The 23,656-nt window shown below is 69.7% G+C and carries 22 protein-coding genes and 1 pseudogene; 5 read left to right on the forward strand and 18 right to left on the reverse strand.

From position 1 onward, the window contains the following. The 3 genes and pseudogenes from ACWDU1_RS09750 to ACWDU1_RS09760 all read right to left on the reverse strand — a co-directional run. Positions 1-308: pseudogene (locus tag ACWDU1_RS09750) on the reverse strand (molybdate ABC transporter permease subunit); the annotation flags it as partial. Between the two features lie 168 nt (positions 309-476). Further along, complete coding sequence (locus tag ACWDU1_RS09755; RefSeq protein WP_449997194.1) at positions 477-1,496, reverse strand: sulfate ABC transporter substrate-binding protein; 1,020 nt, start codon at positions 1,494-1,496, stop codon at positions 477-479. 85 nt (positions 1,497-1,581) lie between these two features. Further along, positions 1,582-1,779, reverse strand: coding sequence for a hypothetical protein (locus ACWDU1_RS09760; protein WP_449997196.1), 198 nt, complete (start codon positions 1,777-1,779; stop codon positions 1,582-1,584). A 70-nt stretch (positions 1,780-1,849) separates the two neighbouring features. Here ACWDU1_RS09760 and ACWDU1_RS09765 point away from each other — a divergent pair, with 70 nt between their 5' ends. Together ACWDU1_RS09765 and ACWDU1_RS09770 are read left to right on the forward strand one after the other, a co-directional pair. Beyond that, on the forward strand, positions 1,850-2,515 hold the full coding sequence (locus tag ACWDU1_RS09765) for a class I SAM-dependent methyltransferase (RefSeq protein ID WP_449997198.1): 666 nt from the start codon (positions 1,850-1,852) through the stop codon (positions 2,513-2,515). 37 nt (positions 2,516-2,552) lie between these two features. After that, positions 2,553-4,550 carry a glycoside hydrolase family 15 protein gene (locus ACWDU1_RS09770; RefSeq protein WP_449997200.1) on the forward strand — a complete coding sequence of 666 codons (1,998 nt, stop codon included), beginning with the start codon at positions 2,553-2,555 and terminating at the stop codon, positions 4,548-4,550. 9 nt (positions 4,551-4,559) lie between these two features. Here the strand turns inward: ACWDU1_RS09770 and ACWDU1_RS09775 are convergent, their stop codons facing one another. The 3 genes from ACWDU1_RS09775 to lepA all read right to left on the reverse strand — a co-directional run bounded on the left by ACWDU1_RS09775 (position 4,560) and on the right by lepA (position 11,023). Then, on the reverse strand, positions 4,560-6,365 hold the full coding sequence (locus ACWDU1_RS09775) for a hypothetical protein (RefSeq protein ID WP_449997202.1): 1,806 nt from the start codon (positions 6,363-6,365) through the stop codon (positions 4,560-4,562). Between the two features lie 156 nt (positions 6,366-6,521). Next, positions 6,522-8,957 (reverse strand): hypothetical protein, encoded by a 2,436-nt coding sequence (locus tag ACWDU1_RS09780; protein ID WP_449997204.1) that lies wholly within the window; start codon positions 8,955-8,957, stop codon positions 6,522-6,524. Between the two features lie 200 nt (positions 8,958-9,157). Next, entirely contained in the window at positions 9,158-11,023 is a 1,866-nt protein-coding gene (gene lepA, locus ACWDU1_RS09785) for a translation elongation factor 4 (RefSeq protein ID WP_449997206.1), read from the reverse strand. 146 nt (positions 11,024-11,169) lie between these two features. Here lepA and ACWDU1_RS09790 point away from each other — a divergent pair, with 146 nt between their 5' ends. After that, positions 11,170-11,745, forward strand: a complete 576-nt coding sequence (locus ACWDU1_RS09790; RefSeq protein ID WP_449997208.1) for a type II toxin-antitoxin system PemK/MazF family toxin — start codon at positions 11,170-11,172, stop codon at positions 11,743-11,745. 69 nt (positions 11,746-11,814) lie between these two features. On the opposite strand, the gene ACWDU1_RS09795 is transcribed toward ACWDU1_RS09790, so the two are convergent. Continuing rightward, positions 11,815-12,606 (reverse strand): aquaporin, encoded by a 792-nt coding sequence (locus tag ACWDU1_RS09795; RefSeq protein ID WP_449997210.1) that lies wholly within the window; start codon positions 12,604-12,606, stop codon positions 11,815-11,817. Between the two features lie 331 nt (positions 12,607-12,937). On the opposite strand from ACWDU1_RS09795, the gene rpsT reads away from it, so the two are divergent. Both rpsT and ACWDU1_RS09805 read left to right on the forward strand, forming a co-directional pair. After that, positions 12,938-13,198 carry a 30S ribosomal protein S20 gene (rpsT, locus tag ACWDU1_RS09800; protein ID WP_449997212.1) on the forward strand — a complete coding sequence of 87 codons (261 nt, stop codon included), beginning with the start codon at positions 12,938-12,940 and terminating at the stop codon, positions 13,196-13,198. A 164-nt stretch (positions 13,199-13,362) separates the two neighbouring features. Further along, on the forward strand, positions 13,363-13,608 hold the full coding sequence (locus ACWDU1_RS09805) for a hypothetical protein (RefSeq protein ID WP_449997214.1): 246 nt from the start codon (positions 13,363-13,365) through the stop codon (positions 13,606-13,608). A 39-nt stretch (positions 13,609-13,647) separates the two neighbouring features. On the opposite strand, the gene holA is transcribed toward ACWDU1_RS09805, so the two are convergent. The 11 genes from holA to ACWDU1_RS09860 form a co-directional block, all read right to left on the reverse strand. Then, positions 13,648-14,619, reverse strand: coding sequence for a DNA polymerase III subunit delta (gene holA, locus ACWDU1_RS09810; protein WP_449997216.1), 972 nt, complete (start codon positions 14,617-14,619; stop codon positions 13,648-13,650). Between the two features lie 133 nt (positions 14,620-14,752). Beyond that, entirely contained in the window at positions 14,753-16,384 is a 1,632-nt protein-coding gene (locus ACWDU1_RS09815; RefSeq protein ID WP_449997217.1) for a ComEC/Rec2 family competence protein, read from the reverse strand. Positions 16,385-16,415: 31 nt separating this feature from the next. After that, positions 16,416-17,309, reverse strand: a complete 894-nt coding sequence (locus ACWDU1_RS09820) for a ComEA family DNA-binding protein (RefSeq protein WP_449997219.1) — start codon at positions 17,307-17,309, stop codon at positions 16,416-16,418. Between the two features lie 97 nt (positions 17,310-17,406). After that, positions 17,407-18,279, reverse strand: coding sequence for a DegV family protein (locus tag ACWDU1_RS09825; RefSeq protein WP_449997221.1), 873 nt, complete (start codon positions 18,277-18,279; stop codon positions 17,407-17,409). Positions 18,280-18,281: 2 nt separating this feature from the next. Beyond that, positions 18,282-18,977 (reverse strand): diglucosylglycerate octanoyltransferase, encoded by a 696-nt coding sequence (gene octT, locus ACWDU1_RS09830; protein WP_449997235.1) that lies wholly within the window; start codon positions 18,975-18,977, stop codon positions 18,282-18,284. A 148-nt stretch (positions 18,978-19,125) separates the two neighbouring features. Beyond that, on the reverse strand, positions 19,126-19,305 hold the full coding sequence (locus ACWDU1_RS09835; RefSeq protein ID WP_449997223.1) for a hypothetical protein: 180 nt from the start codon (positions 19,303-19,305) through the stop codon (positions 19,126-19,128). Then, positions 19,295-19,954, reverse strand: a complete 660-nt coding sequence (locus tag ACWDU1_RS09840; RefSeq protein ID WP_449997225.1) for a histidine phosphatase family protein — start codon at positions 19,952-19,954, stop codon at positions 19,295-19,297. The genes ACWDU1_RS09835 and ACWDU1_RS09840 overlap by 11 nt, the downstream gene beginning before the upstream one ends. Then, positions 19,951-20,355, reverse strand: coding sequence for a ribosome silencing factor (gene rsfS / locus ACWDU1_RS09845; protein ID WP_449997227.1), 405 nt, complete (start codon positions 20,353-20,355; stop codon positions 19,951-19,953). The genes ACWDU1_RS09840 and rsfS overlap by 4 nt, the downstream gene beginning before the upstream one ends. 103 nt (positions 20,356-20,458) lie before the next feature. Continuing rightward, positions 20,459-21,124, reverse strand: coding sequence for a nicotinate-nucleotide adenylyltransferase (gene nadD, locus ACWDU1_RS09850; protein ID WP_449997229.1), 666 nt, complete (start codon positions 21,122-21,124; stop codon positions 20,459-20,461). 39 nt (positions 21,125-21,163) lie between these two features. Then, the gene (locus ACWDU1_RS09855; RefSeq protein ID WP_449997231.1) at positions 21,164-22,570 is read right to left on the reverse strand and encodes a vWA domain-containing protein; all 1,407 of its coding nucleotides are present in this window, start codon (positions 22,568-22,570) and stop codon (positions 21,164-21,166) included. A 2-nt stretch (positions 22,571-22,572) separates the two neighbouring features. Next, positions 22,573-23,466 carry an AAA family ATPase gene (locus ACWDU1_RS09860; protein ID WP_449997233.1) on the reverse strand — a complete coding sequence of 298 codons (894 nt, stop codon included), beginning with the start codon at positions 23,464-23,466 and terminating at the stop codon, positions 22,573-22,575. Between the last annotated feature and the right edge of the window lie 190 nt (positions 23,467-23,656).

Consider the following 23,656-nt stretch of genomic DNA (forward strand, 5'->3'; position numbering starts at 1 on the left):
CTGTTGGGCCCGTACAGGGCCAGCAGCACGATACTGGCGACGATGGTGGGCAGCGCGAACGGCAGATCGATGAGCGCGTTCACCGCGCCCTTGCCCGGGAAGTCGTCGCGCACCAGCACCCAGGCGATCAGCGTGCCCATCACCACGTTGATCAGCGCGACCACCACCGACACCAGCACCGTCACCCGCAGTGCGGCCAGCGCCGTCGAATCGGTGATCGCGCCCCAGAAACCGGACCAGCCGTCGTCGAACGCGCTGACGGTGAGCGCGGCCAGCGGCAGCAGCACGATCACGCTGAGCCACAGCATGGCGGTGGCGATACCGAGCGGGCCGACCGAACCGGAGAAGCCCAGCCGGGACCGCAGTGGTCGGCGGGGCGCGGCGGAAGGGTCCGCGGAGCCGGCGGGCGCGGCCGCGACGGCGGGGCTGTGTTCGGTCACGAGTATCGAGTATCGCGTGTGGTCCGGGTCACCCGGCTACTCGGTCGCGTTGTCGTAGGCCACGGCGATGGATCCGGAGTCCGGGGCGAACAGTTCGTCCTCCACCGTTTCCCAGCCGCCGAGGTCGGCGATGGTGTACAGGGTCGCGGGTTGCGGGAACACATCGGCGTATTCGGCGGCCACACCCGGGTCGACCGGCCGGAACCCGGCCTCGGCCCAGGCCTTCTGTGCCCGCGGGGTGTACAGGAAATCGCGGAAGGCCAGGGCCTGGTCCGGATGCTGGGCGTGTTCGAGCACCGCCACCGGGTTCTCGATCTTGAAGGTCTGCTCCGGGACGACGTGCTCGACCGGATCGCCGTGCCGCTGCGCGAACAGCGCCTCGTTCTCGTAGCTGATCAGCACGTCCCCGGTGCCCTGGAGGAAGGCCTCGGTGGCTTCGCGCCCGGATTTCGGCTGCACCCGGACATGGGTGAGCATCTGGTCCAGATAGTCGATTCCGGCCTGGGGGTTACGCCCGCCGTCGCTGGCCGCGGCATAGGGTGCCAGCAGATTCCATTTCGCCGATCCCGAACTGAACGGGTTCGGGGTGACCACCTCGACATCGGGGCGCAGCAGATCGTCCCAGCCCCGGATGCCCTTGGGATTGCCCGTCCGGACCACCAGCGACACCACCGAACCGAACGGCACGCCCCGGGTGGCGTCGGCGTTCCAGTCCGGATCCACCAGGCCGGCGTCCACCAGCCGGGTGATATCGGGTTCGAGGGAGAAACTCACCACATCGGCGGGGGCCCCGCGGGCGATCTTGCGGGATTGGTCCCCGGAGGCGCCGTAGGACTGGCGCACCTCCACCCCGTCACCGGCCTCGGTCTTGTTGAACTCGGGGATCACCAGGTCGTAGCCCGGCTTCGGGATGGCGTACGCGTACAGGTCGACGGTGCCCCCGCTACCGTCGGCGGCGGTACCGCCGACCACGTCGCTGGAGCCGCCCGCACACGCCGATACCAGCAGGGGTAGCGCCACCACGGCGGCGAGAAGGCGGCGGCGTATCGCGGGCATGGCGGGGCTCACCTGGTCAGCAGCCAGGCGATGAGCACCAGCACCAGCAGCGCCACCAGCGCCAGCTGCACGCGTGAGCGCGGCATCAGCACGCCTCGTTTCCGGAGTCGCGGTCCTCGCGGCCCAGCGCGGCGGCGGCCAGCCGCAGGCCCCGGTCGATCAGATAGGCGATACCGAAACTGATCGGCACCATGCCGGCCAGCACCACGAGGAACTGGGGTATGAAGGGCAGCCCCGCCACCCACATCTCGAACCCGTCCCACCAGTCGGCAATACGCTCCACGGCGACCAGCGTAGAACACCCGGATATCCGGTCTTGACCTCGAGTCGGGTCGAGGTTGCAGCCTGGAGGTATGACAGAGACCACCGAGGTATGGAACTCCGCCTACGACAACGACACCGCGCCGTGGATCATCGGTGAACCGCAGCCCGCGATCCTCGCGCTGGAACGCGCCGGCCTGATCGGCGGCCGGGTGCTCGATCCCGGTACCGGCGCCGGTGAGCACACCATCGCGCTCACCGCGCTGGGATACGACGTCCTCGGCCTCGACCTCTCCCCCAGCGCGATCGCCTACGCCCGCCGCAATGCCGCCGCCAAGGGCGTACCGGAGGCCCGGTTCGAGGTCGCCGATATGGTCGCGCCCCCCGAGTCCGGCACGGGGTCGCTGGGTGTCTTCGACACCGTCGTCGACAGCGCGCTGTTCCATGTGTTCCTGGAGGACGCCGACGCGCGCGCCGCGTATGTGCGCACCCTGGGCGTACTGTGCGCGGCGGGTGGCCGGGTACATATCCTGGCGCTCTCCGACGCCGAACCCGGTTTCGGGCCGCGGATCGGCGCCGACCTCATCCGCGACGCGTTCGCCGGTCCCGGCTGGGAGATCGAGGACCTGCGACCCGACCACTACTACGGCCGGATCACCGATGCCGTCGCCGATCGGGCCGATGAGCTGAGCGCCGACGCCACCGGCAAGGTCGAACTCGCCGCCTGGCTGGCCAGGATCCGCCGCACCGGACGCTGAGGTGGACGAGCCGGGCGCGGGCGACACATGATGGGTTATGCCGACTCCCGAGCACGCACCCGCCGAGAGCGGGACCGGCGCCTTTCCGCCGGACCCCCAGCGGCCCCAGGGCAATTTCCCGACCATCGACGATTACGCGTTCCTGTCCGATTGTGAGACCACCTGCCTGATCGCCAGCAACGGCTCGGTGGAATGGATGTGCGTCCCGCGCCCGGATTCGCCCAGCGTGTTCGGCGCTCTGCTGGATCGCAGCGCCGGGCATTTCCGGCTCGGCCCGTACGGGCACACGGTGCCCGCCGCCCGGCGTTACCTGCCCGGCGGGATGATCCTGGAGACCACCTGGCAGACCGCCACCGGCTGGCTCATCATTCGCGACGCCCTGGTCCTGGGTCCCTGGCACAGCACCGACCAGCGCAGCCGCACCCACCGCCGCACGCCGACCGACTGGGATGCCGGCCATATGCTGCTGCGCACGGTGAAATGCGTGAGCGGCACGGTCGAACTGGAGCTCAGCTGCGAACCCTCGTTCGACTACCACCGGGCCGCCGCGCAGTGGGAGTACACCGGCAAGGTGTACGAGGAGGCCACGGCCGTCTGCTCGGCCGACGCGACCGCGGGCCCGACACTGGTCCTCACCACCGATCTGCGCCTCGGACTCGAAGGCCGCGAGGCGCGCGCCCGCACCCGGATGACCGAGGGCGATTGCGCCTACGTCGCGCTCACCTGGTCCGAACTGCCCGCGCCGCAGACCTTCGACGAGGCCGCGGACAAGATGTGGACCACGATCGAATGCTGGCGGCAGTGGATCACCCTCGGAGATTTCCCCGACCATCCCTGGCGCAAATATCTGCAACGCAGCGCGCTCACGCTGAAAGGCCTCACCTACGCCCCCACCGGGGCCCTGATGGCGGCGGGCACGACCTCGCTACCCGAGACCCCGGGCGGCGAACGCAACTGGGACTACCGGTACTCGTGGGTGCGCGATTCCAGTTTCGCGCTGTGGGGTCTGTACACCCTCGGGCTCGATCGCGAGGCCGACGACTTCTTCGCCTTCCTGCACGACGCCACCACCGGCTCCGACGGCGAACCGGTCCCCTTGCAGGTGCTCTACGGGATCGGCGGGGAACGCGAACTCCCCGAGACCACCCTCGACCATCTGTCCGGCTACGGCGGCGCCCGCCCGGTGCGGATCGGCAACGGCGCCTACGACCAGGATCAGCACGATATCTGGGGCACCATGCTGGACGCGGTCTACCTGCATGTGAAGTCCCGCCAGCATGTTCCGGAAACCCTGTGGCCCATGCTGAAACGACAGGTGGACGCCGCCATCGCGAATTGGCGCAAACCCGATCGCAGCCTGTGGGAGGTGCGCGGCGAGCCGCAGCATTTCACCTCGTCGAAGGTGATGTGCTGGGTGGCGCTGGACCGCGGGTCACACCTGGCCGAGGTGCACGGCCAGGCCCGGATCGCCCGGGAATGGCGCAAGATCGCTGCCGAGATCCGGTCCGACATCCTGTCCCACGGTCTGGACGACCGGGGTCGTTTCACCCAGGTGTACGGCGGCACCTCCCTCGACGCGTCACTGCTGCTGGTGGTGCTGACCCGGTTCCTGCCGCCCGACGACCCGCGGGTGCGGGCCACCGTCCGCGGGATCGCCGACGAGCTCACCGTGAACGGTCTCGTCCTGCGCTACCGCACCGACACCACCGACGACGGACTCTCCGGCACCGAGGGCACCTTCACCATCTGCTCGTTCTGGCTGGTGTCGGCACTGGTCGAGATCGGCGACGTGGACCGCGCCCGCAGTCTGTGTGAGCGGCTGCTCACCCACGCCAGCCCGCTCAAGCTCTACGCCGAGGAGATCGATCCGCATACCGGGCGGCACCTGGGCAATTTCCCGCAGGCGTTCACCCACCTCGCCCTGATCAACGCGGTCACCCACCTGATCCGGGCCGAGGGGTCCCAGCCGGCCGGAAGCTTCCGGCCGGCCCACACCAAGAACAGCGGTACTCCCTGGCGGAGCCGGCCGCGCTGAACCGCGACGTCAGGCGGCGGCGATGGTCTCCGCCTGACGCCGCAGATCGCGGAGTTTGCCCAGATCGGTGTCCAGGCGGGCAAGGCGTTCGACGCCCCGGTCGCCGTACTGCGCGCCCGCCTCCTCGGCCACCCGCAGGGCTTCGTCGGCCGCGCGCAGCGCATCGGTGGCGATATCGGTGAAGTGATCGCGTAGCACTCGCTGCACCTCCCGCAGCCGGGTCCGCGACTCCTTGCCGACCTGGAAGACGACATCGTCCATCAGGCGCGACAGCGCCACCTTCGCCTCGGCCTGACGGCGGGCGCGGCGCGTCCGCCGGTCCTCCCACAGCGCGTGCAGGCCGAGCAGGATGCCCGCACCGGCCGAATACCAGTTCACCAGCGACATCCCCAGCAGACTGGTGGCCAGGCCGACCATCAGGATACCGCCGTAGGAGCCGCGCAGTGCCGACAGGAACTGTTCCGCCACACCGGCTTTCGCGCTCTGCAGCGGTTCCAGGGGGGCCACGTTCTCCAAGAGGTCGGAGGGATACTGCGGCCGGATATCGGGCAGGTCGGGCCGCCGGTGATCGGCCGGGAACCGGGCTGCCACCTGCTCGGCGAGTTCTTCGGCGCGATAGTTCGCGGTCTCGAAATTCTCCGCCACGGCCTCGGCGATACGCCCTTCGAGCTGTTCACCGAAACGGGTCCAGCGGGCGGCCGGATCGGTGCGCGAGATCTCGGTCTCCGCGTCGCGCGCGAGCGTGCGCAACCGATGCCGCAGATCGTGTTCGATATCGGCCATGAGCTCGGTACTGCCGTCGGCGAGCGTGATCTGCCAGGTGGCGGTCCGCTGCCGTAGCTGATCGGCCTGGTCGCGGGCGGTGGCCAGCTGCTGGGTCACATGGGCGCGGCGGCGGGGATCGCGCAGGGCATCCGCCTCGGTACGCAGCACGACACCCAGGTGGTCGCCGACCAGCTGGATATCGCGGACGGCGGATTTCACCGCCGTCGCGTCGGCGTGGGCCACCACGTATTCGCGGAGATGCTCGATCAGTTGCGGCACGCCGGATTCGATCGCGCGCTGCTGATTGCCGGACCGAAGCGCATCGTGGTGGATTTCGGCCGAGACCGGCGCCACCGCGAATCCCAGGCCTGCCGAATCCAGTAGCGCGCGGTTGCGTTCCTGCACATGCGCCCAGTGGGCGTTGCGGTCGATCTTGTTGAGGACGCAGATCACGGTGGGGCAGACCTGGCCGATCCGGCGCAGGTGCGCGATCTGGTCGTGGGTGTACTCGGCGGACGCGTCACTCACGTAGAGAACCGCGTCGGCGGCGGCGATCATGGACCAGGTCGTACGCTCCTGCAGAGCCGCGCCGGGCGCGTCCATCAGCACGATCCCCTCGGCCAGCAGCGAACTCGGCTGGGTGAAATCGGCGCGGATCACGCCCTTGGCCATCAGCGCCGGGCCGGGATTCAGCGGATCGACGGGCTGGCGCCGGATTCGACCACCACCTTCCCGCCGGATCAGGGTGGCGCTGGGGTCGGGGCCGTACTCGACGATCGCGGGGACGCTGATCGGCGCGTCCGTGGCGCTGATGGGAGCTTCGGCCAACGCGTTGACCAGTGTGCTCATCCCGCTCTTCGGCGGACCCACCACCACCAGCCGCACCCGGCTGTCGGCGACCCGGGCCCGCACCATGCCGAGGCGTCCCCGCAGGTCGTTACGGCTCGCGGTCCGGCTGACGTCGCGCAGCTCATCGATGATCTGGATGAGCGGGGCCATCACATCCGGATTCTTCACCGTGGCGGCTCGGGGTCCGGCTACGGCAGACAAAGCCCAGCTCCTCACTCTTGGTCACAACTACACGTGCACCGACCGCGAGCGGTCGGAAATCTTCCCGGCCGTCGGCGGCCGCTCACCCACCGGAGATCGGCGGTCGCACATCACCCGACCACCCGGCAGCGAAACTACCGGTGCGGCCGGGAACGGTCAGAGGATTACCCAGTGACCGGGATCGGCGATCGTGTCGTGGGTCACCGCGGCGGTATGCGGCAGCAAACCAGTCGACGGATCCCCGGCGAGGGCGCTACCGGCGAGTCCGTACACCGCGTGATCGGTGTAGGCCGCGGCAGCCACCCCGTGGACATCGTACGGAACGTACACCGACTGATGGTCGGCAATCGGCTGCACTTGTTGTGTCGGAAGGGGTGTGGGTACGTGGTTCGGCATGGTCGGAGCCGCCGGTTCCGGGGCGCTCGGCTGCTGGGCGGGCATGCTCACCGTGGGGACCTGCGGCGACGGCTGGTCGACCGTCGGGACCTCCGCGGAGGACCCGTCCACCGGGGCCGGGGTGACGCCGGAATCCTGGCCGCCGGTGGACGGCGTGCCCGTGCCGGATTCACCGATCGGATCGGTGGTGGTCCCGCCGTCGCCGGTGGTGCCGGACGGTACTGGTGTGGTGGTGGTCACACTGCCCGAGTCGCCGGTCGACGAGGTGGACTCACCGGTGGAGGTGGTCGATTCCGTCGACGAGCCGGTGGTCGATCCAGCACTGCCGGAGGTGGTTTCCGGCGAGGTCGTGGAGCCGTCGGGAGAGGTGGTGGAACTGCCGTCGATACCCGTCGTGGTGCTGCCGTCCACCGAGGTGGTGCTGCCGTCGCCGGTGGTGGTGGACCCGTCCGGCCCGGTGGTCGTGGTGTCCGGGGTCGTGGTGGCGCCGGTGGTGACCGGAGTCGTGGTGGTCGGCACGACGACCGTGGTCGCGTCCGGGCTTCCCGGAGCGGCCGGGGGCTGCGGTTCGCGTTCGGGCGGTGGCGTGCGCTGGAACAGGTCGGGCAGTTGCGCCTTCGGGGCGGTGAGCGGCGAAGGACCCGCGGGCGGATGGAAGACGTGCGCCATCGGGGTCGTCGCCAGATCGGGCTGGACCGTGCTCTGCAGTGGGGTGGCCGCCACCGGTTGTGCAGCCGGGGCCATCGCCGCCGGAGCCACCGGCGGCGGCAACGGGGCGGGCACCACGGGTGCGGGCGGCGCCATCGGCGCGGGCATCGGCGGCGGAGCGACGGGGGCGGGTGCCATCGGAGCCGGAGCCACGGCCGCCGTGGGCGCGGGCCCGCCGGGCGCACCGAACGGTCCCGGTGCCGCACCGGACGCGGCGGCGGAGCCGGGCCCCACGGGACCCGGAACCCCGGGAACCGCCGCCGCCGCGGGACTCCCGGCCGCTGCCGCGACACCCTCGGCCGCCGCTACTTCGGCGTCCGCCGATCCGGGCCGGCCGCCGGCCGCCTGCGACGGATTCCCAGCGATTTCGCCCGGCCGCTGCGCCCAGTCCAGGTATTGGTCCAGACGATCGTCGAGCAGGCTCGCGTCACCGACGGTGATGTCGAGATCCCAGTCGGTGTCGATCGCGACACCGTTCGGGCCCATGGTGATATCGAGCGTCCAATTGGAATCGACGGCCATGGAGCCGGCGTCGGAGAATCCGAACCACCCGGCATCGAAATTGGCGTGTATCCCGTTCGCGTCGAAGGCGTCCACGCCGAGGCCGTCGTCTTCCTCGTCCTGGTCGCGCTCCCGGTCATCGCGTTCGCCGGGCCGCGTCTCCCCCGGCTCCCGCCGGCCGAAGAGACCCGCCAGATCGAAACCCCGGTCCGAACCCGGTTCCTGCGCCACCGATTTCGGCGACCAGTCCGGGCCCTGGCCGAGGTTCGGCAGATCGAAAATATCGGTCTGGAACGCGTCTCCCGGCGACGGCAGCCCGAAATCGTCCGGAGCACCGAAACCTTCGTCGCCCGGAGCCGGGAACCCCTCGCCCAGGCCCGGGATACCGTCGAAGCCCGGAATACCGCCGGAGGGCTGGGATCCCGCGTCCGGCATACCGAACTCGGGTATACCCGGCACCACGGCTTCGGGAACCCCGGTACCCGGCATGAAACCGTTGTGCGGCGCACCGGCTTCCGCACCACCCGGCACCAGCGAAAGACCCGGCACCTCGTCCATGTACGGCACCCCGCGCGGGCCCATATCGTCGAAGTCGAAATCGAAATCGCCCGGATGGCCGACCTGGATATCGAAGGTGCCGTGCGGAAGCGGCATGGTGACGCTCGCATCCCCCTGCGATCCGAACGGCATATCCCCGGGGGCCGGCTCGGGATCGGGAAAGGTCACCACCGGGCTCGGCACATCCGGATCCGGGTCGGCGTTTCGCGCCCAGCCGGCGTTACGGCTGTCCAGCTCGCCCGGATGGGCCGGGACACCGCCGCCGTTGGCCGCGATCAGCGCGCCACCGGTCACATACGCGCCGCCACGGGCGACCCGGGACGCGGCACTGGCGATACGGTAGGCGGTATCACCGCCGCGCCCGGTGACTTCTGCGTCACCCTCGAGCGGCAGCTCACCGTCGCCGTCGAACGGCAGATCACGCGCCATCGCATTACTCCAGTCTCGGGTCCACCAGCGACCGCACCGCCGTCGGTCCGGCGCGGATCCGTTATCAGCCTATTGTCGACATCCACAGCTGTCACATTTTCGTTATCGGTGAATATCCGAGGCCGGACCGCCGTCGAGACCCGGTGCGGGCCGGGCCGCGGAAGCGGGGGCCGTGATCTTCGTCGGCGCGCGGACGGCCCCTACTTCTTGTCCTTCGGCTTGTCGGACTGCGCGTCGGAGGACAGCGCGGCGACGAAGGCCTCCTGCGGGACGTCCACCCGGCCGATCGTCTTCATCCGCTTCTTGCCCTCTTTCTGCTTCTCCAGCAGTTTGCGCTTACGGCTGATATCGCCGCCGTAGCATTTGGCCAGCACATCCTTGCGAATGGCGCGGATGTTCTCCCGGGCGATGATCTTCGACCCGATGGCCGCCTGGATCGGCACCTCGAACTGCTGGCGTGGAATGAGTTCGCGCAGTTTGGTGGTCATCTTGTGTCCGTAGGCCTGGGCGGCGTCGCGGTGCACGATCGCGCTGAACGCGTCGACGGCCTCGCCCTGCAGCAGGATATCCACCTTGACCAGCTGTGACTCCCGTTCGCCGGCCTCCTCGTAGTCCAGCGAGGCGTAGCCGCGGGTGCGCGATTTCAGCGAATCGAAGAAATCGAAGATGATCTCGGCCAGCGGCAGCGTGTAGCGCAGCTCGACCCGGGTCTCGGACAGATAGTCCATACCGCCGAGGTCACCGCGCCGCGTCTGGCACAGTTCCATGATGGCGCCGATGAATTCGCTGGGCGCGATGATGGTGACCTTGACCACCGGCTCGAACACCGCGCGGACCTTGCCCTCCGGCCAGTAGGACGGATTCGTCACGATATGTTCCGCGGCGTCCTCCATCACCACCCGGTAGACCACGTTGGGCGCGGTGGAGATCAGGTCGAGGCCGAATTCGCGCTGCAACCGTTCGCGGGTGATCTCCATATGCAGCAGTCCCAGGAAGCCGCAACGGAATCCGAAGCCCAGCGCCACCGAGGTCTCCGGCTCGTAGGTGAGCGCGGCATCGTTGAGCTGCAGTTTGTCCAGCGCGTCCCGCAGGTCGGGGTAGTCCGAACCGTCCACCGGATACAGGCCCGAGTAGACCATCGGCCGGGGCTCGCGATACCCGGTCAGCGGTTCGGTGGCGCCGTTGCGGGCCGAGGTGACGGTATCGCCGACCTTCGACTGGCGGACATCCTTCACCCCGGTGATCAGGTATCCGACCTCGCCGACCCCCAGCCCCTGGGTGGGTTTGGGCTCCGGCGAGACGATACCGATCTCCAGCAGTTCGTGGGTCGCGCCGGTGGACATCATCTTGATCTTCTCGCGCGGGGTCAGCTTGCCGTCCACCACGCGGACGTAGGTCACCACACCGCGGTAGGTGTCGTAGACCGAGTCGAAGATCATCGCGCGGGCCGGGGCGTCGGCGTCGCCCACCGGTGCGGGAATCCGCTCGATCACCCGGTCCAGCAGCTCGGTGACACCCGCCCCGGTCTTACCCGAGACACGCAGCACATCCTCCGGTTCACAACCCACGATATGGGCGATCTCGGCGGCATAGCGGTCCGGATCGGCGGCCGGCAGATCGATCTTGTTGAGGACCGGGATGATCTCCAGGTCCTTGTCCAGCGCCAGATACAGGTTCGCCAGCGTCTGCGCCTCGATACCCTGCGCGGCGTCCACCAGCAGGACCGCGCCCTCGCAGGCCTCCAGCGCCCGCGACACCTCGTAGGTGAAGTCCACGTGGCCGGGGGTGTCGATCAGGTGCAGGACGAAATCCTCGCCCGCGTGCGCACCCGTTTCCGGCTTCCAGGGCAGCCGCACGTTCTGGGCCTTGATGGTGATACCGCGCTCGCGTTCGATATCCATCCGGTCCAGGTACTGGGCGCGCATCTGCCGTTCCTCCACCACACCGGTGAGCTGCAGCATCCGGTCGGCCAGCGTCGACTTGCCGTGATCGATATGCGCGATGATGCAGAAGTTCCGGATCCGGGACGGATCGGTGAACGTCGTATCGGCGAAGCTGGCGGGCACTCCACTCCTCAATGGGTATCGGGCGTACTGGCGACCATCGTCCCATGCTGGTCCCGGTCCGCCGTCCCCCAGGTCCGCGCCGTCGCCACCCACTGGCGGCGACCGGAGCGATATCACCGGCCGCCGGGTGCCGTTATCCTCCTGGGATGGCCCGCAGTTGGAACAGTCTCGGCAAGCAACTCACCGCGATAGCGAAACAGCAGGGGCCCAAGATCGTGCAGCGCCAGGCGCCGCGTCTGGTCGAGGCCCTCCTCGACCGCCGCGGCCGGGCCCGCCGCGGCGCGCGTCCCGCGACGAGTGCGCCGGGTATCTCCGTCCGTCCGGCCGCGTCCACGCCGGTGCCCACCGCGCAGCGGGCCCGCCGGCTGATCTACGCCCCGCAACTGGACGGCCGCGCCGACCCCGGTGAGATCGTGTGGACCTGGGTTCCCTACGAAGAGGACCCGGCCAACGGCAAGGATCGCCCGGTCCTCGTGGTCGGCCGCGACCGCGACACCCTGCTCGGGCTCATGCTCAGCTCGAACGCCGACCGCGAACACGACCCGGACTGGGTCGGTATCGGCGCCGGAATCTGGGACCACCAGGGCCGGCCCAGCTGGGTCCGGCTGGACCGGGTGCTCGACGTTCCCGAGGACGGGATCCGGCGCGAGGGCGCCATCCTGTCGCGCAAGCTCTTCGACCGGGTCGCGCACCGGCTGGTCCGCGAGTACCACTGGAGCTGAGCCGGGGCGGTGCCCCGGCCGGTCCGGGTGCGCGACACCGAACCGCTGCCACGCGCCCGGGCCGGGTGTTCAGGCCCGCGGTTCCCGGGAACGCCCGAACAGCATGCTGTAGACCAGCGCGCCCAGCACCCCGCCGATCAGCGGAAACAGGATGAACGCCCAGAGCTGGCCCGAGGCGCCGTCCTGATACGGAGCGACCGCGATACTGCGCGCCGGGTTGACGGAGGTGCCGTCGACCGGAATCGCGATCAGGTGGATCACGGCCAGGGTCAGGCCGATGGACAGACCGGCCAGCGGTTTGTCGGAGATCTGATCGGTGGACGCCAGCACCACGAAGACCAGCAGCGCGGTGAGCATCACCTCCACGATGATCATCGCGGCCAGACCGTAGCCGTCCTGGATCACCACATTTCCGGCCGGGCCGGTGACCGCCGACGGACTGTGTGGGCCCCAGCCGTTCGCCCCGAGCCCGTCCGCCGCCCGGTCGTAGGACGGCAGATTCTTGGCGACGGCGAACAGCACCAGACCGGCCAGCAGACCACCCACGACCTGGCTCACCATGTACCCGGCGGCGCTGCTCGGCGACAACCGGCCCATCACCAGCTGTCCCAGCGTGACCGCCGGATTGACGTGACATCCCGAGATCGGGCCGATCGCGTACACCAGGACCAGCAGGGCGAGACCGAAGGCCAGCGCCACCCCCAGCGGCCCGACCTGGTCACCTGCCAGCACGGCGGTGCCCACACCACCCATCACCAGGACGAACGTGCCCAAGGCCTCGGCCGCCCATTTCTTGGTATCGGGGATCGCGGCCTCCTCGACCTCGAGGACGACCACCTCTTCCTGCGCACTGGAGGACATCGAAGACCGCCTTCCTAGAGGATTTACCGCGCCGAGGGGCGCAGACCGGATAACTCCTGGGTCCTGCTGGGAAAAACGTGCGGGGATTTCGTCGGACGTTACGCCGGCCTAAAGATCTTCTCAACGCCATCCGGCCGGGCCGGTGTGTGATGTACCCCTCGCTACCTGCGGCGTCGGCCCCGCGATTTCGCGACCTCGCGCCGTGCTGGTAATCTGGCGCATCGGCGTTGCCGTACCCAGTGCCCGGAGAATTCCCATCCGGCGAAATCCAGGGCCGGGTGGCGCACACAGACTTTCCGACCGAACCAGACAGGAACCAGAGGATACCGGCGTGGCCAATATCAAGTCCCAGATCAAGCGGATCCGTACCAACGAGGCGGCGCGTCAGCGCAACCAGTCGGTCAAGTCCGAGCTGCGCACCCATATCCGCGCCTTCCGCGCCGCCGCCGCGGCCGGTGACAAGGATGTCGCGGTCGAGCGCCTGCGCGTCGTGAGCCGCAAGCTGGACAAGGCCGCCTCCAAGGGTGTCATCCACGCGAACCAGGCCGCCAACAAGAAGTCGGCGATGGCCACCGCGCTCAACAAGCTCTGATCTTCTGATCTCTCGACGAACAGCCGCCGCGGGCTTCGATGACCACGGCGGCTTTTGCTGTACCCGGAGCAGGTCCGGAGCGTTCTCCCGGTCGGAGCGCTATTTCGCGGCGCGTCCGGACGGCGGCGACGGGATCGCCGTGAACCTGCCGTAGCATGCGGCGCATGGTTACGGTGTATGCGAACCAATCGGTAGTCCATGCCGAGGACCTGCCCGGCGTCATCCGCGCCGCCGAGGTGCTCGGTTTCGGTGTGAAGATCGAAAATGTGCTGGTCCCCGCCGACGAGGACGGCACCCAGGTGATGGCCTGGATGGTCACCCGCGACGAGGAGACCCCCGTCTACGAGGAGTGGGAGGGGCGCTACGAGGAGGTCGCGGAGGAGGCGCTGGAACTCAGCGCCGTCGACTGACAGCCGCCCCGCGTCTCGTCCGGACGCGCCGCGCCGCCGTCAGCTGCGCCCGTACAGGGCCAGCAGCTTCAGCACGGCGTCCTCGAGTGCGAACCCGGAGTCCGCGGCCCCACCCTTGACGTCAGCGTTCAGTGTCGCCACGACCTGCAGCGCGGACCCGATCGTGTCCGGAGTCCAGCCTCGCGCCTGGGCCTGGGCCTTCTTCACCTTCCACGGCGGCATCCCCAATGGGCCCGCCAGCTTGAACGGATCACCCCGCCCGGCCGAACCCACTTTCGCGATGGTGTGCACGGAATCGGCCAGCGCGTCGGCCAGCACCACATGCGGTACCCCCCGGTCCTGGGCCCAGCGCAGCGCCTCGACGGCACCGGCGCGGTTCCCGGCGACTGTGAAGTCGGCGACCTCGAAGCCGGATACCTCGGCCTTGCCCGAGTAATACCGCCGCACCGCCGCGATATCGAGCTTGCCCCCGGTATCGGCGACGAGCTGCGAACAGGCCGCGGCCAGTTCGCGCAGCTCTGAACCCAGCGCGTCGAGAACCGCCTGTACCACCTCACCCGAGGCCCGCACCCCGGCCGCCCGGAACTCGGACCGGACGAATTCCGCCCGTTCGGCCGCCTTGGTGAGCTTCGCGCATTCGTGCACCTGCGCTCCGGCCTTGCGCAGCGCCGGGACCAGTGTCTTCGCCCGGCCCCCGCCGGAATGCACCACCACCAGCACGACACCCTCCGGCGGCGCACCGGCCGCCTCGGAGATAACCGCCACGGCATCCTTACCGGCCTGGTCCGCGGTTTCCAGAATGATCACCCGGTCCTCCGCGAACAGCGACGGGCTGAGCAGTTCGGCCAGTTCCGAGGTACCGGCGTCCCCGGCGCGCATCCGGTCCACCGGCACCGCGTCCGGGTCCGGGGCGTAGGCACGCACCGCGGCGGTCACCTCCGCCACCGCCCGCTGGATCAGCAGTTCCTCTTCCCCGAGAACCAGATGCACCGCCGCAGGTCGTTCGCTCACGGCTCCGATCGTACGGCCGCGCCCCCGCCGGACTCGTGATCGGTGGCCTCCGGATGCCCGGCGCGCCGGATCATCGCGGCGCGGAGATCCGGTATCCGGTCCGGTTCGGGTAGCGCCCCGGTCGCCACGAAGGTCAGCGCAGGAAGACGGAGAGGGCCAGATGCGCCGCGAGGACACCGGCGGTCACCGCCAGGACCGCTCTTCGCGTCGGAGGTGCGCGGAGAAGGCATATTCCGGTGGTGACGATCAGCGCCGCTACCAGTCCGCTCGCGGCGCCCCCGGGAACGGCTATCATCGCACCCGGTACCGCGGCGGCCTCCCGGGCCACCGTGAGCAGCCACCACAGTGGCGGCGCGGCGGGACGAAGAAGTAGTTCGGCGAGGACCGGCGCCCAGCAGGCGGCGCAGGCCGCCACCGCTCCGAGAATGGTCACCGGCGCGATCACCGGCGCCACCAGGATATTCGCGATCACCGCCACCAGCCCGAGCCGGCCGGACAGTGCGATGGTGAGCGGGGCGGTGACCACGAACGCGGCGGCCGCCACCGAAACCAGTTCGGCGGGCAGCCGCCACCAGCCGCGCGCCCGCAGATAGTCGGCCCAGCCGGGTGCGAGCAACAGCAACGCACCGGTCGCCAGTACCGAGAGCGCGAATCCGGCCTGCACCGCCAGTTCCGGCCGCCACAGCAGCAGCCCGATCACCGCCGCGCACAATGCCGGTAGCGCCTGTTTACGACGGCCGGTCACCAGCGCGAGCAGGGTCACCGAACCCATCGCGGCGGCCCGCAGCACACTGGGATCGGGGCGCGCGACGACCACGAACGACACCAGCGCGGCGGCCGCGACGAGCAGCGATACCCGCGGGCCGAGAGTGAGCAGCCGGGCGAGCGCCAGCACGCCGGAGAGGACGATCGTGAAATTCGCTCCGCTGACCACCGTCAAGTGCTGTAATCCGGCGGCGACGAACTCCGCGTGCACCCGGTCGGTCACACCCGAGGTATCGCCCACCACCAGCGCGGGAAGCGCTCCCGCCGCATCCGGTCCGAGCGCACCGGCCGCCGCCTCGGCCAAATCCGCCCGTACCCGGGCGGCCGACGCCTGCCACCACGGCAGAGCTCCCACCGGGACCGGCCCGCCCACCGGCCGGAGGGTGACCACGGTGAGATCCCGCTGCCGTGGCGGCGCGGGCCTGGCCCGGAATTCCAGGGGGCGGCCCGGCAGCAGCTCGCTCCACCGCGGGCCGGTCGCCAGCACGACAACACTGCCGCCCACACGCGTCGTTCGGCCCAGGTATTCGTACTCGGCCAGCTCCGCACGCAGCACCCACAGCCTTCCCCCGCCGGAACCGCTGCCGCGCACCGGCTTCGGGTCGTCACTCGGGGTCACGACCACCCGGACGGTCGCGGCGGCCGGGACGGCGCGCAGCGGATGAGTGCTCACCTGGTGTTCCCGCCAGGCGCCGGCGAACGCGAACGCCGCACCGAGCAGCGAGACGCCGACCAGCGCGGTCGCCACCACCCGGCGGCGTTCGCTGCGATGCGCGATACCCGCCCACAGCAACGCCCACGATCCCAGCGCCACCGCGACCAGTGCCAGGCCCGCACCCACCCCGGCGGCCCGGCCTGCCCCGACCGCCACGATCGTGACCGACCAGCAGGTCACCGCCGCCGGAACCAATCGCGCGTCCAGCACCTTCCGGGCCGCCCCTGATTCGTCCCCGGTCCCGTCGCCCGGGGCGTCCCCGGCCGGGCCGCGGTGCTCCGTCACCGCGGTGTCCCGGCGTACCTGGCGATGTCGTTCACACCCTGACCATTTCGCGCAGTCGCGCCAGGCGCGCGGGACCGATTCCATCGACCTCGGCCAGCTGCTCCACATCGGTGAACCGGCCGTTGGTCTCCCGCCAGGCGATGATCGCCTTGGCGGTGACCGGGCCGACACCGGGCAGGGCGTCCAGATCGGCCTCGGTGGCGATGTTCAGATCCACCGGTGTACCGGCGGCCGCCCCCGGCCCCGTGGCCCCGGGCGCGACGGGCCGGTCTCCGCCACCGCTGACCGTCGCGCTACCGGTCGGCGGTGGAGCGTCGCCGGCGGCTCCCACCCGGATCTGATCGCCGTCGGAGAGCCGCTGCGCCAGATTGATACCGGTCAGGTCGGCGCCGGCGAGCGGACCCCCCGCCGCCCCGATGGCGTCGGCGACCCGGGCTCCGGGCGCGAGCCGGACCAGCCCCGCCCGCTGCACCAGCCCGACCACGCTCACCACCAATTCGGCCGGTTCGGCGGGCTCGGCGGCGGTGCCGGCGCTATCCGGTGGCGGCACCGGGGCCGGGGCGTCGGCGGACAACGCGACCGGGGCGGCGGCCGGGAGCGGCGGAACGGGTTGCGCGGCAGGCCGTTCCCACAACACCACGATCGCCGTCATGAGGGCGGCGATCAGGCCGATACCGGCCATGGTGGCCGCACCACGACGGCCCGGATCCAAGCGGGCATTTCGGAACCGCTCCGGTATCAGACGATCTCGCCAGGTGGAGGGTTCCGGTTCGTCCTCGAGCCAGCGGGGTGTCCGGATCGTCCCGTCGCCGGGATCCCCGGTATCCGGCCACCGCGATCCGGCCGTGGTGTCGGCGCGGTCCGAATCCGCGAGATGCCCGCCCAGCCGGGTACGTACGTGTTCACGCTCGTCCTGTCGTGCCATATCCGCGACGCTATGGGGACGTTGCGCACCGAACAGCCCACCGACCAGGGAATACGACGAACCTGTGGATAACCGCGCCCTGTGGACAAACGCCGGATCAGCGCGCGGGCCCGGTGGTGGCCCGATCTCCCCCGCAGCCACCGGGCAACACCAGCACCCCGACCGCTCCCGGCCCCAGATGCACGCCCAGGGCGGGCCCGAATTCCGCGGTGAGAATTTCGCCGGCGGCCGGAATACGTTCCCGCAGAAGATCGACCAGCGATTCCGCGGCCTCGGGGGCGCCGAGATGCTGTACGCCCAGCGCGACCACGCCGGATCCGGCCGCCTCCTCGGCGGCCGCCACCAGTGCCGCGTAGGCCTTCGACCGGGTCCGTACCTTCTCCCGTAGTTCCAGCCGGCCCTCGACCAGTTGCAGTACCGGTTTGCTCACCAGCTCACTGCCGAAGAACCCGGACGCGGCACCGAGCCGGCCACCCCGGCGCAATTGTTCGGTGCGATTCACGACGATGAACGTGCGCGCGTTCGCGGCGGCGGTGACCGCCGTTTCGTAGACCGTGGCCAGCGGTTCTCCCCGGGCCGCGCACCGGGCGGCCGCCAGCACCGGCAATCCGGTCGCCAGCCCCGCGCCCAGGGAATCGACCAGCAGCACCGACTCCTGGGCGCCCATATCGCGGGCGGCCTGCCGGCCCGCCTCCCAGGTCGCCGAGAGCTGGCGGGACAGATGAATACCGACCACCCCGTCGCCGGCGCTGCGTTCCAGCGCGGCGGCGTAGGCCGCGCGCATCTCCCCCGGCGAGGGCGCCGAGGTGCTGACCGAATCCGAGGCGTATTCGATCGCGAAGGAGTCGACGCCTTCGCGCACCTCCAGCTCGCCCACGCGCACATGCAGGGGCACCACGTCGATACCCAGTTCGCCGATGAGGTCCGCGGGGAGGCTGGCCGACGAATCGGTGACGACCACGACCGCCACGGCTACCCCACCTCTTGCAGAGTTTTCACCATCGCCTTGGCTACCTCGGTATGCCCGTCCCACCCCCAGTGGATTCCATCGGGGTTGGCGTCGCCGGAGAAGATGTTGTCGTGGACGGCGGCCTTCAGATCGACCAGCGGCACACCGGTACGCGCCGACCAGGCCGCGAGCGCCCGGACCGCGGGCTCCCGGCCGCTGTGCACCCGTCCGTAGGCCTCGCAGTCGTGCACCGAGGGGAGTACGGCCACCACCGGCAGTTCGGGCCGCAACTGCGCCAGGGCTTCCCGGCACTGTTCCAGATAGTCCACGCTCACCGCGGGCGGCAGCGCCACCGGCCGGCCCAGTTTCGCGGCGCGGGGCTGGATCCACTGATAGGCCGAGCGCACCACCCGGCGCAGGCCCGCGGGCCGCAGATAGCGGATGAGTTCGCGCAGGGCGGTGGGCAGCGGCGACGGCAGGGAATCCATCCCGCCCACCGCGAAGACCACCGCGCCCGCACGCGGGACGGCGGCCCATACCCGGGGGTCGCCGATCAGCGCCCAGTAGGCGTCCCGGCAGGTCCAGCCGATACGGGCGACCAATTCCACATCCCAATCCAGTTCGGCGCCGACCAGATTCGGCCAGATCCGGGGGTGGTCGGCGGGCAGGCCGCCCTTGGGACCGAAATACGACAGCGAGTCGGCGATCACGAGCAGCACCGGGCGCGGGGTGTCCGCGCCGCTCCCGGTGGGCTCCGTGGTGGCCTCCCCGTCGGTATCCGTCGCGGCATCGGCGGCGGCATCCGTTCCGGTATCTGTCGGGTTCGCTCGATCCGGCGTGGATGTCACTGCGGAAACCTCCTGGTGCTCAGACTGCCTTCCGGACGTCGCCGCCGTCGGTGTCCTCGGGATGCTCTGTTTCGTGCTCGCCCGGCTCCTGACCGGCCGGGGGGCCGAACAGGGCGTCGGGCAGGGCGCGTTCCGGTTTGGCGGAAACCTTCCGGAACAATTCGTCCGGAATCTGCCTGTTCAGGTCTTCAGATGACATCGGGTGCTACTTTCGCCGCTGCGTTCCACACATCGAGACGCCAGCCGGGCTTCTCGATGCTCGGGCCGTGGCTACTCAGCTGCACCCAGCTGGCGTTGGCCAGACCGCCGAGGGCAGGCCAATTCTGGGGCGGCAGATCGAGCAACGCAGCCGTGAGCGCGGCGATCAGCCCGCCGTGCGCCACGAGAATCATAGTGGCGCCGGGCCAATCCTGCCGCTCGTCGAACAGTTCCCGCACCACGGGTAGCGCGCGGGCGCCCACCTCGAGTTTGGACTCGCCGCCGGGTGGCGTGTAGGTGGCGTCCATCCGCCATTCCAGCCGGGCACCGGGATATTGGGAATCGACCTCGATATCGCCCATCCCCTGCCAATCACCCAGATGGGTTTCCCGCAGCCGGGGCTCCCGGACCACTTCGAGCCCGGAGGGTTCGGACAGGGCCAGCGCGGTCTCGTAGGCCCGCTTCAGATCGGACGAGATCAAGCCGACGGCCTTGTGGGACACCAGTTCCCGGGCCGCCTCCTTCGCCTGCCGCCGGCCCAGGTCGGTCAGATCCGTATCGATCTGCCCCTGCATCCGGTCGTTGGCGTTCCACTCGGTCTGCCCGTGGCGCAACAGGATCAGGGTGCGCACACCGGTTTTATCTCTCACTCGGTTTCTCCAGCACTTTCCTCTTCGGCGGCCGGTGGCGCGCCGATCCCCTCCACCGCAACGATCGGGCAGTCTTTCCACAATCGTTCCAGCGCATAGAAATTACGTTCGTCGTTGTGCTGGATGTGCACCACCACGTCGACATAGTCCAAGAGTGCCCAGCGGCCCTCGCGGGTCCCTTCCCGGCGTACCGGTTTATGGCCGGCCGCGCGCAGTTTCTCTTCGACATTATCGACGATCGCGTTCACCTGGCGCTCGTTCGGCGCGGAAGCGATGACGAAACAGTCGGTGATCACCAACTGCTCGGACACATCGAGCACCACCACATCGGCGGCCAGCTTCTCGTCCGCGGCCAAGGCCGCCATGGTCGCGATCCGCACCGCCTCGTCCGTCGCGGTCATGCCGCCACCTCCGGCCGTCCGCCGCTCATGGCGGTATCTTCCGGGCACGAGCGGCCCACGCCCTCCGTGGTTACGCAGGCTGCCGCCTCTGGGCGTCCGCCGCTCATGCCAGCACCTCGTTCACGCTTCCATTACCTTCCGCTTGTGCGGGCACGTAGAGGTGCCGCTTCGATATGTACTGCACCACCCCGTCGGGGACGAGATACCAGACGGGCCGGCCCTCGGCCGCGCGCCGACGGCATTCACTGGACGAGATCGACAGCGCCGGGATCTCGATCATGGTGACCGCGTCGTCGGGCATTCCCCGCAGATGTTCGGCGAGATGATCGATATTGAGCTCGTAGCCCGGCCGGCTGACCCCCACGAATTTCGCCAGCTCGAACAGTTCCGCCCAATCCTGCCAGGTGAGGATACTGGCCAGCGCGTCCGCCCCGGTGATGAAGTAGAGTTCGGCGCCCGGATGCTGTTCGTGCAGGTCACGCAGGGTATCGACGGTGTAGGTGACCTTACTGCGGTCGACATCGGCCCGGCTCACCGAGAACCGCGGATTGGACGCGGTGGCGATCACCGTCATCAGATAGCGGTCCTCGGCCGGACTCACCTGCCGGCCGGACTTCTGCCAGGGCTGGCCGGTGGGCACGAAGACCACCTCGTCGAGGTCGAACCGGTGGGCGACCTCACTGGCCGCGACCAGGTGCCCGTGGTGGATGGGATCGAACGTCCCGCCCATCACCCCGAGCTTGGGTCCACCCCGGCCTGTTCCACGCATGAGTGTCGAGCTTAACGGGGTGCTCGCGGCGCGCTCCGCTCAGACCGGCAGCAACTGCGACACCACGGCGGTGAGCTGGGACGCCGAGCGGCATTCGTGCATCTCGATCACCTGCTGGTAGCGGTCGGCCGCGGAGTCGCCGGAGCCCCAGTTCGAGCGCGGCTCCGGGTTCAGCCAATGCGCGTGTTTGGCGGTGGCCACCAGGTCGGAGAGGGTTTCCAGCTCCGGGTCCCGGTAGTTGGTGCGGGCGTCGCCCAGGATCAGCAGCGCACTGCGGCTGGTGACGGCGTCGGGGAAATCCTCCGCGAAGCTCGTCAGCGCGCTGCCGTAGTCGGAGTGGCCGTTGAACCCGACGATATCGGCCTCGGCGAAGATCCGCTGCATGGCCTCGTCGAGCTGGGTGTGCGGATCGAAGAAGCGGGTCACCTCGTCGGTGTGGTCGACGAACGCGAAGATCCGCACCTTCGAGAACTGCTCCCGCAGCGCGCTCACCAGCAGCAGGGTGAAATTGCTGAAACCTGCCACCGAACCGGACACATCGCAGAGCAGGACGAGTTCGGGACGGCCCGGACGGGGTTTGCGGTTCACCAGATCGATCGGCACTCCGCCGGTCGACATCGACCGGCGCAGTGTCTTGCGCAAGTCGATCTCGCCGCGTTTCGCGTGCCGCCGGCGCACCGCCAGCCGCGAGGCCAGGATCCGGGCCAGCCGCTGAGTACTGCGCTTGAGCTCGGCCAGTTCGGCCTGCGAGGCCCGCAGGAAATCCACATCCTCGGCCTGCCGCGCGACCCCGTAGGAGGCCACCCGTTCCTTACCGATCCGTTCGGCCACCCGGCGCCGGGTCTCGGCCTCGACCGTCCGGCGGAAACCGTCGATCCGGGCGCGGGCGGTCCGGCGCGCGATCTCGGTGTCGAAATCGCTCATCCCGGGGGTGCTCATCGCGGCCAGGATCTGGGCGAGCAGCGTCTGCGGCTGCACCTCCTTGAGCGCCTGATACGACGAGAAGGACGGTCCGCGCGCCGACTGGTACTGCCCGACCTGCTCCACCAGTTGTGAGGCCAGCAGCGCCTGCTGCGCCCCCGACCCCTCCTCGGCCAGCATCTCGGCGAGCATCCGGCGCAATTCGGGCACGTCCAGACGGCCGTCGGGCAGATACGGCAGCTCGATCTCCTCGGCGGCGTCGCGGGCGCCGATCGCGACCGGAAACCACAGGTCGAACAGTCCGTCGTAGGTGGCGCGATGGGTGGTCCGCCGCAGTAGCGCGCAGGCCAGGCCCTCCCGCACGGTCTCGCGATCCAGCAGGTCCAGCACCGACAGCACCCGTCCCGCGTCGACCGTCTCCGACGGGCCCACCGGGATCCCACGAGCCCGTAACGCCTCCACGAAACCCACCAGATGCCCCGGCAGACCGTGCGGCGCGAGCGGCCGGTCCTCGGTGACCGCCATGGTCAGGCCGGTTTCAGATCGGCCAGCGCCCGCTGGTGGTCGCTGCGGTGTTTGAGCACCACACCGAGCGTTTCGCGCACGGTGGCGTCGTCGAGTTCGGTATGCCCCAGGGCGAGCAGGGTGCGGGCCCAGTCGATCGATTCGGCAACCGACGGCAGTTTCTTCAACGGCATCCCGCGCAGCACATGGACGACCCGCACCATCTGCGCCGCCACCGCCTGCGGCAGTTCCGGGACCCGGCTGGCCAGGATGCGGCGTTCCAGGTCTTCGTCCGGGAAATCCAGGTGCAGGTACAGGCAGCGCCGTTTCAGGGCTTCCGACAGTTCGCGGGTGGCGTTGGAGGTGAGCACCACGAACGGCCGCCGGGAGGCCGCGATGGTCCCCAGCTCCGGCACGGTGACCGCGAAATCGCTGAGCACCTCCAGCAGCAGCCCCTCGATCTCGACATCGGCCTTATCGGTCTCGTCGATCAGCAGCACCGTGGGATCGGTGCGCCGGATCGCGGTGAGCAGCGGCCGGGAGAGCAGGAACTCCTCGGTGAACACATCGGATTTGGTCTCGGCCCAGTCGTTCTCACTCGACGCCTGGATTCGCAGGATCTGCTTGGCGTGATTCCATTCGTAGAGCGCGCGCGCTTCGTCCACGCCCTCGTAGCACTGCAACCGCACCAGTTCCGCGCCCGCGGTCTGCGCCACCGCCCGGGCCAGTTCGGTCTTGCCGACGCCCGCCGGCCCCTCGACCAGCAACGGTTTACCGAGCCGATCGGCCAGGAACACCGAGGTCGCGGTGGCCTTATCGGCCAGGTAGCCGGTCTCGCCGAGACGCGCGATCACATCGTCGACCGACGCGAAGATCGGCTCCTGAGCCGCCGGGGTGGGGGAACTAGCGGGCTCCATGGGCGTCCTTCCGTCGAACTCTGTTACCCACGCTACCGGTCGCGCCTCCACCGGTCCTCGTCCCCCGGAGCCAACCCCACTACACCGACCGCTGGCCCCCGGGCACCCGCGCACCTACCGCGGTTGCGGCCCGTCCCGCGTTTCGGCCCTCGAAGCGAGGCGGCGCAGCCGCGAGTCTCGAGGGCCGAAA

This window comes from Nocardia sp. NPDC003345, from assembly GCF_053589395.1.